The sequence below is a fragment of the Xenorhabdus yunnanensis genome, from assembly GCF_028598805.1.
GTDB lineage: Bacteria > Pseudomonadota > Gammaproteobacteria > Enterobacterales > Enterobacteriaceae > Xenorhabdus > Xenorhabdus yunnanensis.
Map to the genome: position 1 here is coordinate 1 of NZ_JAQRFI010000062.1, position 15807 is coordinate 15807.

21 protein-coding genes are annotated in these 15807 nt (G+C 53.7%); all 21 read left to right on the forward strand.

Going from position 1 to position 15807, the window contains the following annotated elements; genetic code table 11:
- A partial coding sequence (gene terL, locus PSI23_RS18205; RefSeq protein ID WP_273556404.1) for a phage terminase large subunit occupies positions 1–313 on the forward strand: 313 nt, incomplete at its 5' end.
- 6 nt (positions 314–319) lie between these two features.
- The gene (locus PSI23_RS18210) at positions 320–1804 is read left to right on the forward strand and encodes a phage portal protein (RefSeq protein ID WP_273556405.1); all 1485 of its coding nucleotides are present in this window, start codon (positions 320–322) and stop codon (positions 1802–1804) included.
- A 37-nt stretch (positions 1805–1841) separates the two neighbouring features.
- Entirely contained in the window at positions 1842–2555 is a 714-nt protein-coding gene (locus tag PSI23_RS18215) for a phage head morphogenesis protein (RefSeq protein ID WP_306309629.1), read from the forward strand.
- 1 nt (position 2556) lies between these two features.
- A complete protein-coding gene (locus tag PSI23_RS18220) occupies positions 2557–3843 on the forward strand; it encodes a DUF2213 domain-containing protein (RefSeq protein ID WP_273556407.1) in 1287 nt (428 codons plus the stop codon).
- Entirely contained in the window at positions 3843–4337 is a 495-nt protein-coding gene (locus tag PSI23_RS18225; protein ID WP_373567352.1) for a structural cement protein Gp24, read from the forward strand. The genes PSI23_RS18220 and PSI23_RS18225 overlap by 1 nt, the downstream gene beginning before the upstream one ends.
- The gene (locus PSI23_RS18230; protein ID WP_273556409.1) at positions 4337–5404 is read left to right on the forward strand and encodes a major capsid family protein; all 1068 of its coding nucleotides are present in this window, start codon (positions 4337–4339) and stop codon (positions 5402–5404) included. Before PSI23_RS18225 ends, PSI23_RS18230 begins: the two co-directional genes overlap by 1 nt.
- 39 nt (positions 5405–5443) lie before the next feature.
- Positions 5444–5794, forward strand: a complete 351-nt coding sequence (locus tag PSI23_RS18235; RefSeq protein WP_273556410.1) for a hypothetical protein — start codon at positions 5444–5446, stop codon at positions 5792–5794.
- On the forward strand, positions 5794–6231 hold the full coding sequence (locus PSI23_RS18240) for a DUF4054 domain-containing protein (protein ID WP_273556411.1): 438 nt from the start codon (positions 5794–5796) through the stop codon (positions 6229–6231). Before PSI23_RS18235 ends, PSI23_RS18240 begins: the two co-directional genes overlap by 1 nt.
- Positions 6228–6689, forward strand: coding sequence for a hypothetical protein (locus PSI23_RS18245; RefSeq protein WP_273556412.1), 462 nt, complete (start codon positions 6228–6230; stop codon positions 6687–6689). Before PSI23_RS18240 ends, PSI23_RS18245 begins: the two co-directional genes overlap by 4 nt.
- Positions 6689–7057: a phage collar protein gene (locus PSI23_RS18250; protein ID WP_273556413.1), complete on the forward strand. Its 369-nt coding sequence runs from the start codon at positions 6689–6691 to the stop codon at positions 7055–7057. Before PSI23_RS18245 ends, PSI23_RS18250 begins: the two co-directional genes overlap by 1 nt.
- Entirely contained in the window at positions 7047–7559 is a 513-nt protein-coding gene (locus PSI23_RS18255) for a phage gateway protein (protein ID WP_273556414.1), read from the forward strand. The genes PSI23_RS18250 and PSI23_RS18255 overlap by 11 nt, the downstream gene beginning before the upstream one ends.
- An 11-nt stretch (positions 7560–7570) precedes the next feature.
- Positions 7571–9058: a DUF3383 domain-containing protein gene (locus PSI23_RS18260; protein ID WP_273556415.1), complete on the forward strand. Its 1488-nt coding sequence runs from the start codon at positions 7571–7573 to the stop codon at positions 9056–9058.
- 10 nt (positions 9059–9068) lie between these two features.
- Entirely contained in the window at positions 9069–9521 is a 453-nt protein-coding gene (locus tag PSI23_RS18265) for a phage tail fiber protein (RefSeq protein ID WP_273556416.1), read from the forward strand.
- Positions 9522–9565: 44 nt separating this feature from the next.
- The gene (locus PSI23_RS18270; protein WP_273556417.1) at positions 9566–10024 is read left to right on the forward strand and encodes a hypothetical protein; all 459 of its coding nucleotides are present in this window, start codon (positions 9566–9568) and stop codon (positions 10022–10024) included.
- A gap of 88 nt (positions 10025–10112) precedes the next feature.
- A complete protein-coding gene (locus tag PSI23_RS18275; RefSeq protein ID WP_273556418.1) occupies positions 10113–12326 on the forward strand; it encodes a hypothetical protein in 2214 nt (737 codons plus the stop codon).
- A complete protein-coding gene (locus tag PSI23_RS18280) occupies positions 12323–12853 on the forward strand; it encodes a phage baseplate protein (RefSeq protein ID WP_273556419.1) in 531 nt (176 codons plus the stop codon). Before PSI23_RS18275 ends, PSI23_RS18280 begins: the two co-directional genes overlap by 4 nt.
- A 12-nt stretch (positions 12854–12865) precedes the next feature.
- Complete coding sequence (locus PSI23_RS18285; protein ID WP_273556420.1) at positions 12866–13186, forward strand: phage baseplate plug family protein; 321 nt, start codon at positions 12866–12868, stop codon at positions 13184–13186.
- On the forward strand, positions 13152–13967 hold the full coding sequence (locus PSI23_RS18290; protein ID WP_273556424.1) for a baseplate hub protein: 816 nt from the start codon (positions 13152–13154) through the stop codon (positions 13965–13967). Before PSI23_RS18285 ends, PSI23_RS18290 begins: the two co-directional genes overlap by 35 nt.
- A 2-nt stretch (positions 13968–13969) precedes the next feature.
- A complete protein-coding gene (locus PSI23_RS18295) occupies positions 13970–14662 on the forward strand; it encodes a Gp138 family membrane-puncturing spike protein (protein WP_273556421.1) in 693 nt (230 codons plus the stop codon).
- Entirely contained in the window at positions 14659–15003 is a 345-nt protein-coding gene (locus PSI23_RS18300) for a contractile injection system sheath initiator (RefSeq protein WP_273556422.1), read from the forward strand. Before PSI23_RS18295 ends, PSI23_RS18300 begins: the two co-directional genes overlap by 4 nt.
- Positions 14996–15807 (forward strand): baseplate J/gp47 family protein (locus tag PSI23_RS18305; protein WP_273556423.1); only part of this gene is annotated, 812 nt, incomplete at its 3' end. The genes PSI23_RS18300 and PSI23_RS18305, both read left to right, overlap by 8 nt.

Here is a 15807-nt window from a genome sequence, read left to right on the forward strand (position 1 = left end):
TGGCCGCCGTAAGCTGGTGGAAGATACCGCGAATGGCCCCGCGGTGCTTGACACCCTGAAAAACACCGTATCGGGATTAATTCCAATCAAGCCTGATGGAAGCAAGGTCGCTCGTGCTCACGCAGTCACAGCAGAATGGGAGGCAGGTAACATTTGGCTACCCCATAAAGACACCGCCCCGTGGGTCACGGATACCGTGAATGAAATTACTACGTTCCCTGTCGGTGCCCATGATGACGTGGTGGATGCCATGACACAGGCACTGCGCGACCTGTATCAGAAAAAAGGCAGTTTCTTTACAACCAAGAGGTAATTTTTCATGTGGCCATTCTCAAAACGAAAGCCCACGATATCCCCCGTTAAACGCTCGGCGTTCTCGACTGATTTATATCCGGCACTGGCAAAAGAGAGCGGATTTAAAGGGCTGGATTTGCCACAACCTGTCATTTCCGGTGTGGCGATGGATTCGATTGATGGCTCAGTCCCTCCATTTAAGGCGGGCAGTGTCTACGGTGTTCCCGAGGCCCAAGCCGCGTGGTATGCCAATCAGATGTTTATCGGCAACAATCTATGTGCGGTGATCGCCAAGCACTGGCTGGTGGATAAAGCCTGCAATATGCCCGCGCGTGATGCGATCCGGCAAGGCTACGACATTGATTGTGACGACAGCACCATTATTGAGCGCCTCAAAAAGCGCGATAAGAAATACCGTATTCATCAGGTGATGAAAGAGCTGGTGCATTTCGGGCGCGTATACGGCGGACGCATTGCGCTGTTTGTGGTGGAAACGCCTAATCCGAAGGAATTCTATGAAAATCCCTTTAACCCCGATGGCATTGTACCGGGTTCATACAAAGGCATTAAACAAATTGATCCGCAATGGGTAACGCCGGAACTGACAGCCGATAACGTGCAAGATCCGGCTTCACTCCATTTCTATGAACCGACTTACTATCGCATCGGCGGGCGGCGTTATCACAAATCCCATTTGGTGAAGTTTGTGCCGTTCCCGGTGCCGAATGTGTTGAAGCCGATGTACAACTATTTTGGCGTCTCCGTACCAGAGCGCGTATACGAGCGCGTGTATGCCTCCGAACGTACCGCCAATGAAGCCCCACAGCTAGCCATGACTAAGCGATTATTAACGCTCGGCATGGCAGATGCGGAAAACGCGGATAAAGGCGTAATTGCGGAGAATATCGAATATTTCGCCCTGATGCGGGATAACTACGGCGTACAGATCACCAGCAACCAAGACAGTGTTCAGCAGTTTGATACCTCGCTGGCCGATTTAGACGCCACCATCATGACACAATATCAGCTGGTCGCGGCCGCGGCCAATGTCCCCGCGACTAAGCTATTGGGTACGACCCCAAAGGGATTCAATTCCAGTGGTGAGTATGAAGAAGCGGCCTACCGCGAAGAACTGGAGAGTATTCAGGCCAATGATTTGGAAGACCTGCTACAGCGTCATTATGAGATTTTGTTGCGCAGTGAGGAGCTGCCGATTGTGGATATCAGTATCTCATGGCGGCCACTGGACAGTCCGACCGCCGCCGAATATGCCGATATTGAGCTGAAAAACTCTCAGACAGCGGTTAACTACGCCAATATCGGCGCGGTAGATGGTCACGATATCCGCCAGAAACTGGCAGCGGATAAAGAATCCAGTTATTTCGGCTTGGACATTAACGAGGATGACTATGAAGAAGATCCGCTTGCGAGCGAAGCGGGAACAGTGGGCAACGGCTCGGCAGGCGGTCATGAAGGGCAAGCCGCTCCACTATTCGGCGGCAGCAACTGACCGTTATCAGCGTGACCTGTCACGATTGATACGCCGAATGATAAAGGAATATCAGCAGGCGCTAACCCGATTGGCGACTGATTTCGAACCGATGGCGATGGATGCCAGCTTTGCCAGCCAGACCCGTATCTGGCTGAACAAATTAAAGCGGCGCTGGGACAGTATCTTTAATAAAAAATCCAGTGAGCTGGCGGATAAGTTTGTCAGCCAGACCGATTTAAATGCTAAACGTAATCTTGATGATTCACTCAAACAGCTTTCTGGTGGCTTAACCATTAAAACCCCAGATCGCCCGGCAGAAATGCAAGAGCGTCTGACTGCCGCCACCGCGGAAAATGTCGCTCTGATTAAATCCATTCCGCAACAGTTTCATTTTCGCATTGAAAGTGCGGCACTGCGTTCTATCAGTCAGGCTGGCGAGGGCGCGAAGACGTTACTGGATGAAATCCGATCTATTGGCAGCGTGACGGAAAAACGGGCGCAGTTTATCGCCGTTGACCAGACGCGAAAAATTACCACCGCCGCCAACTATGAGCGCATGAAGTCGGCAGGCATTCGCAAGGCGGTCTGGCATCATTCCGGTGGCAGTGCTGAACCCCGTAAGTTGCATCAAAAACTCGACGGTCAGGTGTTTGAGCTGGATAACCCGCCGATTATTGATGACCGGACAGGCCAGCGCGGATTGCCGGGTGAATTGCCGAACTGCAAATGTTTCTGGACGCCCGTCGTCGATTTTGGAGAGAACCCATGACATGAGTAAACGCACTTACGACCTCAACGGCTGGCTGGAAGTCAAAGATAACCCCATCACTAAAGTGGGGGTTTTTGATTATCTGGGGTCAGAAATTGGCGCACCGGTGGCAGATCAGATTTACAAGGTACTGCGCCCACGGGAAGAGTTGGAAAATATCGCCACGATCAACTCATTCAAACTGATGCCGTTTGTGGATGAACACGAAATGATGGGCAGGAATGCCACCCCTGCCGAGAAAAAAGGCATTGAGGGTGTCATTGGTGAGAGCGTCTATTTCGACTATCCCTACCTCAAAGGCAATATCAAGATCTTATCCAACTCAGCATTAAACCAAATCAACAGCGGCAAGATTGAACTCTCACCGGGTTATAGCTGCCGCTATGACTTCACGCCGGGCACGTTTGACGGCGAGCACTATGACGCTATTCAGCGCGATATCCGGGCTAATCACCTTGCACTGGTGGAAGAAGGGCGAACCGGCCCGGATGTCGCCGTGCAAGATCAACGCATTATTACCATCGATACCAAGGAGTTAGTCAGTATGGCTACCGAAGAGCAAGACAAAGACAAAAAAGATCAATCGACAACCGATGATAGCGGTTTTACGCCAGAACAGACCGAGGCATTGCAGGCGATGATTGCCGCTGCGATAGCGGGTCAAGCACCTGCCGCTGATGAAGACCCGGAAAAGAAAAAAACCGGCGACGAAGATACGGAGCAAAAACAGCCGGATTCGGAAGAAGAAAAGAAAGCCGAAGACGCGGTAGAAGAAGCGGAAGCCGCTGCTGAAGCTGCGGAAGCGGGTGAACCCGAAGCGATGGAAAATGCCGAAATTGCGATTGAAGCGGCAGAGCAGGCGATTGAAGAAGCCAAAGAACATCTTGACCAGGCGACGACCGATGGTCTTAACCGTCGCATCAAACGCATTCGTCGGGGCATACAGGCGATGGATGACATTTCCCGCCTGAAACGCAAGGTTAACCGGCTGGAGAAAGCCAAACCCACGTTGGACACGGGCGATCTGATTAAACAAATTTCCGGGCGGGACACGCTGGCGCATAAGCTCACGCCGTTTGTCGGGGTATTTGACCATAGCAGCATGACCAGACAGGGCGTGGCGGAATATGGCGTCAAACAGCTCGGTATTCCCTGCCAGAAGGGACAAGAAACTATTGCGCTGGATGCGTGGATGCACGGGCGTGTGCCTGATTCGCAAAAAAACACCTCAACAACGGATGCGGCAATCAGCCAGCAATCCATCAAAGACAAATGGAGTAAAGCATAATGGCCATACCAAAAAGTGTCGCCAATGGCCTGATATCGGGCGTTGTCGGTGAAATATCGCACGAGGGGCCAGTTCGGGTCACCAGTGCGGTGCTGTCCTCGGCGGATGAAACCAAGAATGGGTTCGGGCTGGCTTACACCTATCAGGATAACCACGCGGAAACCGTGCGCGTGGGGGGTGAGGGGGCCTTTGCGGGGATCATGATCAACCCGAAAGCTTATCGTATCGGGGCGGACTATGCCCTGAACGGCACAACCGGTGAATTCCTGACAATGGGCGAGGTGTATACCCAGCTTGAAACGGGGGTTGCCCGCATCAATGCCCCGGTGGTGTTTGACGCTGACGGCAAACTGTCCGCCAAGGAACCGATAACCGCCAGTGACCGGGTGATCGGCTTTGTGTCCCGCCATGTGGAGTCAGCGGAAACGCCGGATTTGTGCGTGGTTCGCCTGACTGAGATCCCTTATCCCATCGTAACAAAGGAAAGTAAATAATGGCTGTCAGTAAAGAGAAGTTTCATTTGTCCGGGCGCGAAATCAGTCAGCGTGGCCCGTTGACTATCACGGCTGACCAGCAATGGCGATATAGCGAGCTGGCACAAATCGGCTTTGGTGGGCTGGCTGCGATGGACTCGGCGTTAACCGGCCCTGCCATGAGCGGCGGCTTTATCCAGCGCCATATGTTACAGCATGTGTTGCCGGGGCTGATCCGTACCGCAACCCGCATTCGTATTCTGGATGAAATCACCGGCGTGATGACCGCAGGTGAGTGGCACGATGAAGAAATTGTCCTGAATGTCGCCACGCCCACGGGCAAGGCGGAGCTGTACGGCGACCACACCAATATCCCGCTGGCCTCGTATGTGCAGGATTTGGAGCACCGGGGCATGGTGCGTTTTGAGCAAGGCTTTCAGGTCGGTAAGCTGGAAGAGGCACGCCAGTCTGCGGCAGGCTTTGAGGCCGCCGCGGAAAAACGTAATTCGGCAACGGAATCACTGGAACAATCCCGTGAACGGGTGGGCTACTACGGCTTTAACAGCCCGCAGACCCGTGTCTTCGGCCTGCTGAATGACCCTAACCTGCCCACGTATGAGACGGCGAAGAAACCGTGGCTGAAATCAACCTTTGCTGAGGTTACGGGGGATATGAACACCCTGTTTGACCGTCTCGAAAAATCGTCCGGTGGGCGCATCAAGGACAGCGATCCGATGACAATGGTTTTGCCGCTGGGCTTTCGTTCGGTACTGAGCAGGGCTAACCCGGTGGCGCAGGGGGAAACCGTCAGGCAGTGGGCGAAGGAAAACTACCCGAACCTGCGGTTTATTTTCTCGCCGGAATTTGTCGGTGCGAACGGCGGGTCGGACATTACTTACCTGTTCGCCGACAGCGTGGATGACGGTTCAACCGCCACCAATGCCACGCTCTTGCAGGTGGTGCCCGTCAAATATCAATTGCTGGGTTCGGAAAATGGCATCAAAGGGTATCTGGAAGATGCCACCAATGCCACCGCCGGTATTTTCGTGACCCGCCCGTGGGCTATCACCCGTTTGACGGGCATCTAATTTATGCCCTCGCAAGGGGGCTGTCAGGAGTCTTATTTTATGTCCCAATTCCTCTATATTTATTGCACTCTGTCCAACGACCAGAATTACGCCGTGCGTGACGGGGCGGTGTTTATTCACGGACAGGCCAATATCATGACCAAGGCCATGCATACCCCCCGCGGTCGGGTAACCGAAGTCAGCGCAGAACAGTATGCGCAACTGAAAGACAACCACGTTTTCACGCTGCATAAAGAAAACGGTTTTATCACGGTGGAAACCCGTCAGGCTGACCCGGAAAAAGTCGCCACTAATATGGAAGCCAGCGACCAGTCCGCCCCCGATACGCCGGAATCACTGGAAGCGGAAGGCAAAGACACGCCGAAAAGCAATAAAGGCAAGGAGAAATAATGACGACGGATACATTCCCCTTAAAATCATTTCGGGTGTTGTATCCGCAGTTTGAAACTGTACCCGATGATGAGGTTTTTATTATTGCCGATTCTGCCCGTCACTATTTCTCGTCCTGCCGGGGCGTGTGTACTGATGAGTTGTGGTTGCTGGTAGTGGCGCACATGCTGCAACTGCGCCAGCTGATGGCACAGGGTGAATCCCCCACAGGCGTGGTGACCGCTGCAACCATCGGTAGCGTCAACGTCTCGTTTACCGCACCGCCTGTCGGGTCAAATACGTCCCACTGGTTTAATCTGACGCCGTTTGGTCAGCAGTATCTGGCCTTGCTCAATCGCTGCGGCCGGGCACCGTTCTATGTGGGCGGGGGCGGTGAACGGTCAGCCTTTCGCAGTGTGGGCGGTCGCTTTCCTCATCGCGGGAGGGTCTGGCGATGAGTCAGAAGCTGGCACACCTGAAACGGGTCTATGACGAGCTGGGAAAGAAACGGGTTAAAGTGGGTTTTTTCTCGCAATCCAAATACCCCGATGGCACGCCGATAGCCTATGTCGCCGCCATTCAGGAGCTGGGCTATCCCGCCGGGGGAATACCCCCGCGTCCCTTTATGCGGCCTGCCATCAATGAGAATCAGGCCAAATACCGTGAATTGCTGGCACGGGCGGCTCAGGCTGCTATCAACGGCAATTTATCCGTAGTGGATGGATTAACACAGGTCGGCAGTGTAGCCGCCGGGGATATCAAGCTGGCAATCCGCGCCGTGACCACACCGCCGCTGAAAGACAGTACGGTGAAAGCACGGGCAGGACGTCACAGCAAAGGCACGGCGACCAATAAACCGCTGGTGGATACCGGACAGATGTTGCAGGCGGTGGCGTTCAGTGTGGAGGACAAATAATGTTTGGCAATTTACACCGTATTGCGTCGCGCTATATCCCGCAACAGACCGCAGAGTGGTATCGCTTTAAGGCGCGTGACGTTGATGATTTGGGGCAGTGGCAGAACACCTATCACGACCCCATGACTATTTATGGAAGCTGGCAGGCGGTCGATACACAGGATGTACAGGAAATGGGGCTGGACACGGCGAAGATTTATCGCAAGCTCTATACCGCGCACGATATCCGCAACGTTCAGCGTGGCACGTCACCGGATTATCTGGTCTTTGCCGGCCGTCGCTATGAGGTCACCGGGGATGCAGACTGGTACGCGCAAGACGGCTGGAAATCAGTGATCTGCATTGAGGCAGGTGACTATGACGGATAATGAAGTCTATAGTGCCATTCGCCATCAATTGCTGAAACAGTTATCCGAAGCGGGGATTGCGGTTCCGGTGGTGGCGGGTTTTCAATCGACCAAGCAGGGGCGGGAAGACCGCTTTGTTATGTTCTTTCCCATTGAGGAAGCTGCACATGGCTGGCAGGGGCGCAATTACCATGTCGTCGGGCGCGATGCCAACCACACAGAGATCCAGTTGGTGGAGAAAACACTACAGGTACAGGGTGTGGGAACGCACGACAAATTCACGGCCAACGACATTACCGCCACCGTGCGAATGATCGTGAATTCCCTGCCTTTTGTGGAATCGCTGCGCAAACATCGGATCGGCGTCCAGCGTGCCGGCAACCTGCGTACCCCGTTTTTTATTAATGACTGGGGCGACTATGAGATGTCACCCTCCTTTGACGTCAAAATCACTCACCCGCGTGTTATCACGCCCAACACAGCCGCCGTTAACGCGCTGTATCCCGATATTTACCGAATCTAAAAAGGTATTTTATGCCAATCAAACAAACCCGATACGTCGATATCGCCAGTGCGGTGATCGGCGCATCCAGCGTCCCCATGCGCAAGCTCACGGGACGCATTTTTTCCACCAACCCGAAAATCCCGGCAGGCAAGGTATTGGAATTTGCGTCCGGTCAGGTCGATGACCTGCTAGGCAGCGATTCACTGGAGGCCAAATTTGCCCGCCAGTATTTCAGCTATGTCAGTCCGGCACCCGTCAGTAAACCCAAAGAATTACAGATTGCCGCGTATGAGCCGATAGGCCGTGCCCCCGCAATCTATGGCACCAAAGCCGCGCCACTGGAGGAACTGAAAGCGCTGGTGGATGGCACCATCACGGTGACCATCGGCGGGATAACGAAAACTTTTCCTGATATCGATTTATCGAAAGCGACTTCCTATGCTGATATTGCCTCCGTCGTGCAAGCCAAACTGAACGCCGACAAAACGCCCCCGTTCGCCAACGCTTACCTGATCTTTAATGCGATGGACAGCGCCTTTGTATTAACGGGTGGGGTACAGGAAAAAGCCGATATCAATGTGATTTATTCTGTGCTGACGGATGCGATGGGGCTGTCTGCCGGCGCACGGTCTGCGGGGAATGCGGCGCAGTCGCCACTGGAGGCCTTTATTACGGCTGAAAAAGTGTCGGATTCGTTCGGCAGTGCGACATTTTTAACGGATATGTCCCTGCAACCCGCGATAGAGCTGGCACAGTACGTAGCCGGGGAAAACGTCAAATATCAGCTTCACCTGAATGTCACGGCGGATAACGCTGAGGACTACAGCGCGGCGCTGATGGGTACCGCCTCAACCGGGCTGAACCTCAAGACTGACGATAACGCCTTTGTGCAGGCGTTGCCGATGGCAATCATGGCTGCGACCGATTACGACCGGACCAACGCGACCACCAACTATATGTTTCGTCAGTTTGGGGTGACCTTTCCGTCCCAAATCAGCGCCGATCTGGAGGCTGACCGGTTCGATAAATTACGCGTTAACTATTATGGTGAAACCGCCGTTGCCGGGTCGCAGATTCGCTTCTACCAGCGCGGCTTCCTGTGTGGTGGTGCCTCTCATCCGCTGGACATGAGTGTCCACGCGAATGAGCAGTGGCTTAAGGCGCATATCACCCAACAGTGGTTTTCCCTGCTGATGGCGACGCGTGGCGTACCTGCCAACAAAGACGGGGAAGCCCGGGCGATGGCGGTCATTGCGGGCGCGGTCACCCGGGCACTGAACAACGGCACCATTTTACCCGGCAAGACCCTGACCGACGTGCAGAAAATCGCCATTGCGGATGCCTCCGGTGATGATTTGGTGTGGCATGACGTGCAGGATAAAGGCTACTGGTATAACGCCCACATCGTCGAAAACACCGGCAAATCCGGCCTGCCTGAACACGTCATGAAATACGTGCTGATTTACGGCAAGGGTGACTGGGTTCGCAAGGTCGAAGGCTCCCACAATTTAGTCTGAGGAACACGCAATGAATGATGTATCCGCAACGGGCCTGAGTCTGGTGATTCAGGCCACCAAAACCTTTCCGTCCGGTATTCAGATTACCCAGTTCGCCGATGATGCCGACCCGCTGGATCTGCCCGCCGTCGACATTGCCCAGACCGGGATGGATATCAACGGCAATCTGGTGAGCTGGTCAACGCCCACGGCGCAAACGGTCACGATTAACGTACTGGCGGGCAGTGAGGAAGATGAAAACTTATCTATCCTGCTGGAAGCCAATACCGCCAAACGTGGGCGTCGTCATGCCGGTGATGTGATCACGCTGGTGGCCTCCTATGGCGATGGCTCTACCACCACGGCGCGTAACGGCAAAATCACCAATGGCAGCCGGGGGAACTCAGCCGCCAGTGCCGGACGATTGAAATCGAAGCAATACACCTTTGTCTTTCAGGACTTCGACCGCACCCGTGCGCGTTAACGTATTTATCTGGCGGGGTTACCCGCCTTTTGACTGAGGTCGCCATGTTAATTAAACCGAAAGAAATCACTATCACCGATGCGGATCGTGACGAACACACGTTCATTATCAGCCGCCTGCCTGCCACGGTAGGGCGTGAAATTCTGGCGAAATATCCCCTGTCCAACGCGCCGAAAATTGGCGATTACGCCATCAGCCATGAGGCGATGCTGAAAATGATGCGTTATGTCGCTGTGGTGAGTGACGGCGAAGAAATTCTGCTGAAAACACAAACTCTGATTGATAACCACGTGCCGGACGGGGAAGCGCTTATTCGTCTGGAGCTGGAAATGCTGCGGTACAACACCAGTTTTTTCGGGGCCGACGGGAGCCGCGGTTTCCTCCAATTCCTGCTGGACAAAATCAGCGGTTCACTCCCGTCGATTATCAAAACGCTGATGGGTTCATTGCCGCTATCGTCAGCGCCGGATTCGCCAGCCTCACCGAACTCAAAACGTCGGTAGACTTGGAAGAGGCGTTCGACCTGTGGGAAATCGCCATCACTAACCGGTATAACGAGCGGCTTGCAGCGTCAGCATCGAGGTAAATTTTATGTCACTGCTGGATACCTTTGTGCAGGTATTTGAATTTGATACCCGTCAGGCGGATGAGGCGTTTAACCAGTTCCGCCGCTCAACCGATGACATCATTGCGGATATGCGGCGGGCGCAACAAGCGGCGGAAGCCGGGGCGGGGGGACTTGGGGATTTTGTTCAGGAGCTGGCAGCCGCGTTGCAGGACGTATCCGGCGGCGAGTCGGTTGACATTGATGTCAATATCCATGACACCCATGAAAAACTCACGTCGGTCCGTACCCAAATCAGTGAGCTGGAAAGCGCCATTGCCACCCTCGACAGCCAGCGTGAACAAGCCAGTCAGGGCATGGCAGACACCGGCGATACGGTGACACAACTGAATGCGCAGTATGCGCAGTTGCAGGGGGAGTTAACCGCACTGAATGGTGAACTCAATAACCTCACGGAAGCTGAGAAAAAGAACCTCAAGGCGAAAGAGTCAGTTGAGGCCATTGTGGGATCCCTGCATGCCGACTATGCGCAGTTTATTGAAACCATGCGCACCAAGGGCATTCAGACCGCGATTGATGAGGCTAAGGCGCAAAGCCATTTACAGCGCATGCTGACCGACACGGAGGGCAAATACAACGCGGCGGGGGAATCGGTGGCCGGATTTGCCACCAAGGCGCTCGGTGCGGTGGGTATTGTCATGAGCATTGGCAGTATTTTTTCTGATGCAATGTCGCGCTCACAGGAAATTGAGGCACTGGATAAACTGAGTCAACGAACCGGCATTGCCACCGCCGATATGGATGCATTCAGCGGCGCAATGGCAGGGCTTGGCGGCAGTCGTGAAGCTGCACAAGCTGATCTCACTGCCATGGCGAAAGCCTTTGGCAATACCACGGCATCAATGGAAAAAATTCTGGCTACCGCCGATAAAGTCAGGGGCATGAAATTTGACAAGGCCAAAGCGACCTTAGCGGGCATGGGCGTCGCGGATGAGAAAACCGTGGAACTGATGATGAAAGGCCGTAAAGAGCTGGAACGGGTGATGGGGATTCAGAAAGAATACTCCGGTATCACCAAGGAGAGCATCGAAAAGTCTATCCAGTTCAATGCCGCCATGAACAAATTCAACCAGTCTTCGGGGCTGCTGAAAAACAGCTTCTTGGAAATGGTGATCCCGATACTCGCCAAAGGCATGGATTGGCTGTCCAAATTTATCGACTTCTGTAAGGACAACAAAACGCTTATCACCGGCTTCTTTATTGCGGTCGGGATTGCGGTGGCAGCCTATTATGTGCCGCCCATGCTGGCCGCCGCAGCATCCACCTTAGCGGCCACATGGCCCATCTTAGCCATTATCGCCATCATTGCGTTGCTGGCAGCGGCCTTTGCCCTTGTCTATGACGACATCATGAATTTTATTGAGGGGAATGATTCGATGATCGGGCGCATCATGGACACGTACCCGATGGTGAAGAAAGTGATCATGATGTTGTGGGAAGCATGGAAGGTGCTGTTTGGCTACCTCAAAGTGGCGGTGAAATTTGTCGCTGATGTGGTGGTAGGGGCGTTCAGTTACATGGACCAGAAGATCACGGAATTTATCCACTGGCTGCTGGGTTCGGTGGCTTCCCTGACCGAATGGGGCAGTCAGTTCAGCGGCGTCTTTGATATGGTCTCGGATGCGGTGGTGGGCGCGTTTAAATGGATGTGGGAGCAGGTGAAGAAAGTCATCGGTTGGATAGGTGACGGGTTGGATGCCGTGTCCAAAGGTATCAGCACCGTCAAAGGCTGGTTCGGTTTTGGCAACAGTGACGTGGCGGTGAATCAGAGTGTGGAACATACTGTCACGACAAAAGACGCTGAACAATACCTTGATGTGCTGGCGTCCAAACGTAAAGGCGCACAAGAAGCGGGCATTGATACGGGTGAGCTGGATAAGGAAATCCGGTTACTGCGTCAACAACTGGCGGACGGAAAAAATGCCGCTGACATAGTCGCGGGCGTCGAGGCGGCAAATAAGCAACTGACGGCGTCCGCGCAAAACCCGTTAAATCCGGTCACCAGTCAGGCGATCAGCAACCAGTCGCACCAGACCCATGAAACCAATACGCAAATCGGCGAAATTAATATCACGACACAGGCCACGGATGCGCAAGGCATATCTAAAGATATGAAAGGCGAACTCAATAACCAACTGAAAGACTTGGGCCAGCAAACGGCCACAGGGGTAGCGAAATGATCACCGAGGTGAAAATCTTTAACGTGGACAGCTTCGCCACCGTGTTTGAAAGTGCCAGCCCGATACAAATCAGTGTGCGGGATGAGCATAAGGTGACGAAGTTTCAGGTGGAGAACGGCGAAACCCGCAGTGACCACATTGTGGTGGAGGCGGTCGAAATTGGCATGGAACTGTTGCTCACGGGCGAACTGAAAAACCACTTTGCCACGATGCAGCAGGCCTATGACACCCACCAGTTAGTCGGCATTCAGACGCGGGTCAAAACCTACCAGCCGATGATACTCGTTAATTTTTATCATGATGAAGTGTCGGAAATGGCCGATGCGATCAAGCTATCTTTACGGTTCAGCGAGTGGCGCACGGTCGAGCCGGAATACGGCGAACTGCCACCACGGAAAGTAGCGAAGAAAACGCAAAGTGGCACGGTCAACCGGGGCAATGTGCAGACCAAGACCGTGCCGGGGCAGAAAAAATCCGTAGCCACCAAAATCATGGATGGCGAAAGCATATTCGGTTCTAAATCATAATGGAGGTTCATCATGCGTGAAATTCCCTTACGGGCCATCCCCAATCAGCGGCTGGCGGTGACCCTTGACGGCGTCAACTGGGTACTGACGATCAAGGCGGCGCGAAGTATGATGGTGTGTGATATCCAGCGCGATGAGGTGATGCTGATTCAGGGCAGCCGGTTAGTGCCGGATACCCGTCTTATCCCTTATGCCTATCTGAGTTCAGCGGGTAATTTTGCCCTGCTGACGGAAAACCACGCCTTGCCTTGGTGGGAAAAATTCGAATCGACCCAAACGTTAATTTACTGGAATCATGATGATCGATCTGCGACGCATCCGGCTGGGGATTGAAGTCAGCGGGCGGCTGAACTGGTACGAAGGCATGCGTATTACGGCCTCCGGCACCAAATACGCCAATCCCCTGCAAAATGAATGCTCGGTCAATATCGACGGCCTGAGCAGTGACACCCGCGAGTTTCTGCTGACCCAAACCAGCCCGTACACCAAAAACAAACAGCCCCGCCGCCTGATACTGGAAGCGGGCAGGGTGAATACGGGCCTGTTCCGGGTGTTTGTCGGCGATATCGTCAGTGCCGAAATTACCTCACCGCCCGATGTGACTCTAACCCTGAAAGCCAAGACGGGAAACAGCAGCAGCGGTGAAATAGTTTCATCGTCGGGTGAGGCTATCAAAAAGCTGTCAGAAATTGCACAGGGCATTGCCAATGACTGCAAGGTTAAACTGGATTTTCAGGCCACGGATAAAAACATTGCCAACTGGTACTACTGCGGGGCGGCGCTGTCTCAGGTTACCCGCTTACAGGAGTCCGGCGGCGTGAAGGCCTTTATTGATGATGAGGTGCTCTATGTTAAAGACAGCAATAAATCACTGAAAAACCGCCTGCGTATCCTGACTATGAAGTCGGGTATGGTCGGCATTCCCAAAGCGACCGAGAAGGGGTTGGATGTCAGTTTCCTGATTGACGGCGAATCTTTTCTGGGTGGCCTGCTGCGGCTGGACAGCAAACTGAATAAATCCCTCAACGGCGATTACCTGATTGAACAACTCAAGTTTGATATCGCCTCCCACGACGACGCTTTTTTCTATACCGCAACCTGCAAGCGAGCATAACCATGAATCAACCCAATAGTGATATTGCCAGCGAGGGCAGCCTCGCGGGGCAATTTATGGCGGCCTTTCGAAACCTGATGTTAAACGTCGAAGACATGTTACCCGCTACTGTAGTGAGTTATGACGACCAGACCAACCGCGCGGTCATCAAGCCGCTGGTGATGATGGGCACCACCGAGGGGCAAACCGTGTCCCGTGCACCACTGGCGAATATTCCGGTGTTTCGTTTTGGCGGCGGGGGCTTCTTTCTGCGTGTGCCCCTCAAGCCCGGTGATTTTGGCTGGCTGAAAGCCAATGATCGCGATATCAGCCTGATATTCCAGCGCGGCGGACAGGAAGATCAGCCCAACACCGCCCGGCTGCATTCGTTCAGTGATGCGATGTTCTTTCCCGACACGATTAAGGGCTGGGCGATTGACGGTAAAAATCTGGATGCGCTGGTTATTCAGTCAATGGATGGCAGCGTTTGTTTGTCGCTGCATAAGGATAAGGCTGTACTGGACACGCCTAAATTTGAAGTTAACGCGCCTGAAACGATATTCACCGGCAATGTCATGATTAATGGCAACCATGCAGTCAACGGTAACAGCGATTCTTATGGCGGCACGATGCGCCATAACGGGCGCAATATTGGTGATACCCATCAACACAGCGGTGTTCACACGGGTGATGGCCACACGGGGGAACCACTATGATCACTTTTACGGTGGATGCCAATAACGATTTGGTGCTGGGTGATGATGGCAACCTGTCACTGTGTAAAAACGCACAAGCGGTCAGGAACCTCTGCACTCACTATGCCCGTGCCCTGCGCGGGGAAATGTTGCATAAAGTCGATAAAGGATTGCCGTACTGGAAAACCGTGTTTGGTCGGCAAGCTGATATTCCAATGTTTGAAGCGGCATTCCGTGAACGCATGCACGAAGTGGCTGGTGTGGAAGAGGTGGTTTCGTTTGAAGCTACGATTGCTGATAACACATTGCGTTATATCGCAACTATCCGCTCTATTTACGGGAGTTTTTCCTTCAATGGCTGATTATCACTACATTACCCGGCAGGGCATGATTGTGCCGGATACGGCAGAGTTACGCAGCGGGGTGGAAAATGACTTTTACGCCGCATTTGGTCAGGATATCGACCTGTCACCGGAGACCCCGCAGGGCGTACTGGTGACGATGGAGACCGAAAACCGCGACGCGATGGTCAGAAACAACGCGGAACTGGCGAATCAGATTAACCCCGATATCGCGGGCGGGGTATTTCTGGATGCGATTTGGGCGCTGATGGGCGGTAGCCGTTTTGCGGCTACCCGTTCTTACCTGTCCAATGTCGAATTCGGCGGCGTACCGGAGACGATTATCCCCAAAGGCGCACAGGCGGAATCAGTCACCGGGGCGTTGTTTGAAACTATCAGCACCCTGATTATCGGCAAGAACGGTAAAACCACCGGGGATATGCGGGCGGTGCTGTTCGGTACGGTGGAATGCAAGGCCAGCCACCTCGAACGGGTCGCCAGTTCCGTGCTGGGCTGGGAAACGGTGAATAATCCCAGCCATGCAGTTGTCGGGCGTGACGCCGAATCGGATATCAGCACCCGGCGAAGACGCAAGCAGACGCTGGCAAAAAATACCGTCAGTGTGGGTGAAGCGATCACGTCTTCCCTGTACGAACTGGAGGGGGTGAATTCGCTGTCGTTCCGTGAAAACTATGCACCGCAGATTATCACGGTTGATGGCATTAAGCTGCTGCCCCATAGCGTCTATGTTTGTGTGGAAGGCGGCGACCGCGAGGAAATCGCCCGCGCCTTACTGCGCACCAAAACCATCGGGGCGGCCTATAA

Coding starts and splice junctions, on each gene's coding strand:
- PSI23_RS18220 (WP_273556407.1), top strand. CDS start 2,557: ATGAGTAAACGCACTTACGACCTCAACGGCTGGCTGGAAGTCAAAGAT.
- PSI23_RS18290 (WP_273556424.1), top strand. CDS start 13,152: ATGATCGATCTGCGACGCATCCGGCTGGGGATTGAAGTCAGCGGGCGG.
- PSI23_RS18225 (WP_373567352.1), top strand. CDS start 3,843: ATGGCCATACCAAAAAGTGTCGCCAATGGCCTGATATCGGGCGTTGTC.
- PSI23_RS18245 (WP_273556412.1), top strand. CDS start 6,228: ATGAGTCAGAAGCTGGCACACCTGAAACGGGTCTATGACGAGCTGGGA.
- PSI23_RS18275 (WP_273556418.1), top strand. CDS start 10,113: ATGTCACTGCTGGATACCTTTGTGCAGGTATTTGAATTTGATACCCGT.
- PSI23_RS18230 (WP_273556409.1), top strand. CDS start 4,337: ATGGCTGTCAGTAAAGAGAAGTTTCATTTGTCCGGGCGCGAAATCAGT.
- PSI23_RS18250 (WP_273556413.1), top strand. CDS start 6,689: ATGTTTGGCAATTTACACCGTATTGCGTCGCGCTATATCCCGCAACAG.
- PSI23_RS18280 (WP_273556419.1), top strand. CDS start 12,323: ATGATCACCGAGGTGAAAATCTTTAACGTGGACAGCTTCGCCACCGTG.
- PSI23_RS18265 (WP_273556416.1), top strand. CDS start 9,069: ATGAATGATGTATCCGCAACGGGCCTGAGTCTGGTGATTCAGGCCACC.
- PSI23_RS18260 (WP_273556415.1), top strand. CDS start 7,571: ATGCCAATCAAACAAACCCGATACGTCGATATCGCCAGTGCGGTGATC.
- PSI23_RS18300 (WP_273556422.1), top strand. CDS start 14,659: ATGATCACTTTTACGGTGGATGCCAATAACGATTTGGTGCTGGGTGAT.
- PSI23_RS18210 (WP_273556405.1), top strand. CDS start 320: ATGTGGCCATTCTCAAAACGAAAGCCCACGATATCCCCCGTTAAACGC.
- PSI23_RS18285 (WP_273556420.1), top strand. CDS start 12,866: ATGCGTGAAATTCCCTTACGGGCCATCCCCAATCAGCGGCTGGCGGTG.
- PSI23_RS18240 (WP_273556411.1), top strand. CDS start 5,794: ATGACGACGGATACATTCCCCTTAAAATCATTTCGGGTGTTGTATCCG.
- PSI23_RS18235 (WP_273556410.1), top strand. CDS start 5,444: ATGTCCCAATTCCTCTATATTTATTGCACTCTGTCCAACGACCAGAAT.
- PSI23_RS18270 (WP_273556417.1), top strand. CDS start 9,566: ATGTTAATTAAACCGAAAGAAATCACTATCACCGATGCGGATCGTGAC.
- PSI23_RS18295 (WP_273556421.1), top strand. CDS start 13,970: ATGAATCAACCCAATAGTGATATTGCCAGCGAGGGCAGCCTCGCGGGG.
- PSI23_RS18255 (WP_273556414.1), top strand. CDS start 7,047: ATGACGGATAATGAAGTCTATAGTGCCATTCGCCATCAATTGCTGAAA.
- PSI23_RS18215 (WP_306309629.1), top strand. CDS start 1,842: ATGATAAAGGAATATCAGCAGGCGCTAACCCGATTGGCGACTGATTTC.